This window comes from Streptomyces sp. NPDC002690 (assembly GCF_053592415.1).
Map to the genome: position 1 here is coordinate 1 of NZ_JBSFVR010000582.1, position 3,013 is coordinate 3,013.

Consider the following 3,013-nt stretch of genomic DNA (forward strand, 5'->3'; position numbering starts at 1 on the left):
GCTTCTCCACCTGTCGGACGATGCCAAGTGTCCGGGCGCCGTGGAAGGTTGGGTGTCCGGGAGGCGGGTGCGACGGTGCGCAACACCCGGTCGATGCCGTGTGAGCCGTACAACGTAAGCTGTACCGGTGCTGATTCGCGGCAAGTGTGGCGATACGCCCGCAGCACGCGACCAGAGTGCACCGGGGCACTCGGAAGGTCGGGCGGCGTGTCCGAAAAGGGATGTTTTGGGTCAGCAGTGTAGAACGGGAGATGTGACGGCAATGACGGACAATCTCCAGCTCCGACGTGGTTTCGCCGTCCCCGCGCCGGGCGGTACGACGTGACCCGTACCCACCAGGCGCCCGCGGTCGCCACGCTCGACAAGGCCACGGACGAGAACTTCCCCGTGGCTCCCTTCTTCCTGCCCCGCGCCTGGCGCGACGACCTGATGGCGGTCTACGGATACGCCCGGCTCGTCGACGACATCGGCGACGGCGACCTCGCCCCCGGCGGCGCCGACGCCCGCCACTTGGGCCTGGAACCCGGACGGAGCGACGACCGGCTCGCCATGCTCGACGCCTTCGAGGCCGACCTGCGCCGCGTCTTCTCCACCGACGGGGAAGATCCGCACCACCCCCTGCTGCTCGCCCTGCGCCCCACCGTGCGCCGCCGCGCGCTCACGCCCGAGCCGTTCCTCGGACTGGTCGAGGCCAACCGGCAGGACCAGAAGGTCCGCCGATACGCGACCTGGGACGAACTCCTCGCGTACTGCGAACTCTCCGCCAACCCGGTCGGCAGGCTCGTCCTCGCCCTCACCGGAACCACCAGCCCGGAGCGGGTACGCCGCTCGGACGCCGTCTGCACCGCGCTGCAGATCGCCGAGCACCTCCAGGACGTCACCGAGGACCTCGGCCGCGACCGGATCTACCTGCCGGCCGAGGACATGGAGCGCTTCCGTGTGACCGAGGCCGACCTCGCCGCGCCGACCGCCGGTGCGTCGGTGCGTGCCCTGATCGCCTACGAGGCGGCCCGTGCCCGGGAGCTGCTGGATGAAGGCATCCCCCTGGTGGGCAGCGTCCAGGGCAGGCTCCGACTGCTGCTCGCCGGATTCGTCGCCGGAGGGCGGGCGGCCCTCCACTCGATCACAGCGGCCGGCTTCGACGTACTGCCCGGACCGCCCAAACCCACGAAGCCCAGCCTGCTGCGCGAAGTGGGAGTTGTCTTGCGAAGTGCGCGAAGAGAGGGATGACTCCGAAAGTGGAGGGACAGACGACGTCCGTGTCGGCACCGGTAGCGGCGGCATACAGCTACTGCGAGGCCGTCACGGGTCAGCAGGCACGTAACTTCGCCTACGGCATCAGGCTGCTTCCGACCGAGAAGCGGCGGGCGATGTCCGCGCTGTACGCCTTCTCCCGCCGGGTCGACGACATCGGCGACGGTGAACTCGACCCCGGGACGAAGACGACACGGCTGGAGAGCACCCGCGAACTGCTCGGCAGGGTCCGCGACGGCAAGGTCGACGAGGACGACACCGACCCGGTCGCCGTCGCGCTCGCCGACGCCGCCCAGCGCTTCCCGCTGCCGTTGGGCGGGCTCGACGAACTGATCGACGGCGTGCTGATGGACGTACGCGGAGCGACCTACGAGACCTGGGACGACCTGAAGACCTACTGCCGCTGCGTCGCCGGAGCCATCGGCCGCCTCAGCCTCGGTGTCTTCGGCCCGGAGCCCGGCGCGCCCGGTTCCGACCGCGCCGCCGAGTACGCCGACACCCTCGGGCTCGCTCTCCAGCTCACCAACATCCTGCGTGACGTGCGCGAGGACGCCGCCAACGGCCGTACCTACCTGCCCGCCGACGATCTCGCCAAGTTCGGCTGCTCCGAGGGTTTCCACCGGGCCACCCCGCCGGCCGGCTCCGACTTCGCGGGCCTCATCCACTTCGAGGTCCGCCGGGCCCGCGCGCTCTTCGCCGAGGGATACCGGCTGCTGCCGATGCTGGACCGCCGCAGCGGAGCCTGCGTCGCCGCGATGGCCGGTATCTACCGCCGCCTCCTGGACCGCATCGAGCGCGACCCCGGGGCCGTCCTGCGCGGCAGGGTCTCCCTGCCCGGCCACGAGAAGGCGTACGTGGCGGTCCGCGGTCTCTCCGGACTTGACGCGCGTCACGTCTCGCGTCTGACGAGGACGGGCCGCCCGTGACCCACTCCGGCGGGCCCGTGTACCGGGCAACCTTCCACTGGCAGACGGCGTCCTCCCCTGGGACGATTCTGTGGTCGACGACCCGACGGGAGGGCGAGGCATGACCGGTACCGCGCCGTTGCCCGCGCGCGCCGTGGTCGTCGGCGGCGGCCTCGCCGGCATCACCTCCGCCCTCCGCCTCGCCGACGCGGGGCTCGGCGTGACCCTCCTCGAAGGCCGCCCCCGGCTCGGCGGTCTCGCCTTCTCCTTCCGCCGCGGAGATCTCACGGTCGACAACGGACAGCACGTCTACCTGCGCTGCTGCACCGGATACCGCGGGTTCCTGGAGCGGATCGGCGCGGCCCACCTGGCCCCGCTCCAGGAGCGCCTCGACGTGCCCGTGCTCGACGTGGGCCGGCCCGCCGGGCCCCGCCTCGGGCGGCTCCGGCGCACCAACCTGCCCGTACCGCTGCATCTCGCCGGCGGGCTCGCCGCCTACCCGCACCTCTCGCTCGCCGAGAAGGCGGCCGTGGGCCGGGCCGCGCTCGCCCTCGGCCGGCTCGACCCGGCCGACCCGGCGCTGGACGACGTCAGCTTCGCCGACTGGCTCCGCCGCTACGGCCAGTCCGCCAGGACCGTCGAAGCCCTCTGGGACCTCGTCGGGGTCGCCACCTTGAACGCGACCGCCGAGAACTCCTCCATGGCGCTCGCCGCGATGGTCTTCAAGACCGGCCTGCTCTCCGAGCCCGGCGCCGCCGACATCGGGTGGGCGGCCGTACCGCTCGGTGAACTCCACGACACCCTCGCCCGCAAGGCCCTCGACTCCGCCGGGGTGCGCACCCGACTGCGCGCCA

At 72.1% G+C, this 3,013-nt stretch carries 3 protein-coding genes; all 3 read left to right on the forward strand.

The genetic code is table 11. The features are described 5' to 3' along the window. Positions 1–321: 321 nt before the first annotated feature. Positions 322–1,230, forward strand: a complete 909-nt coding sequence (hpnC, locus tag ACWD3D_RS35475) for a squalene synthase HpnC (protein WP_451464791.1) — start codon at positions 322–324, stop codon at positions 1,228–1,230. Next, positions 1,227–2,180, forward strand: a complete 954-nt coding sequence (hpnD, locus tag ACWD3D_RS35480; RefSeq protein WP_451464792.1) for a presqualene diphosphate synthase HpnD — start codon at positions 1,227–1,229, stop codon at positions 2,178–2,180. The genes hpnC and hpnD overlap by 4 nt, the downstream gene beginning before the upstream one ends. Positions 2,181–2,280: 100 nt before the next feature. After that, the coding region (locus ACWD3D_RS35485; protein ID WP_451464793.1) for a hydroxysqualene dehydroxylase at positions 2,281–3,013 on the forward strand (733 nt) is incomplete at its 3' end.

Excerpts from the sequence above, each read along its gene's own strand:
- hpnD (WP_451464792.1), top strand. The coding sequence starts at position 1,227 with ATGACTCCGAAAGTGGAGGGACAGACGACGTCCGTGTCGGCACCGGTA.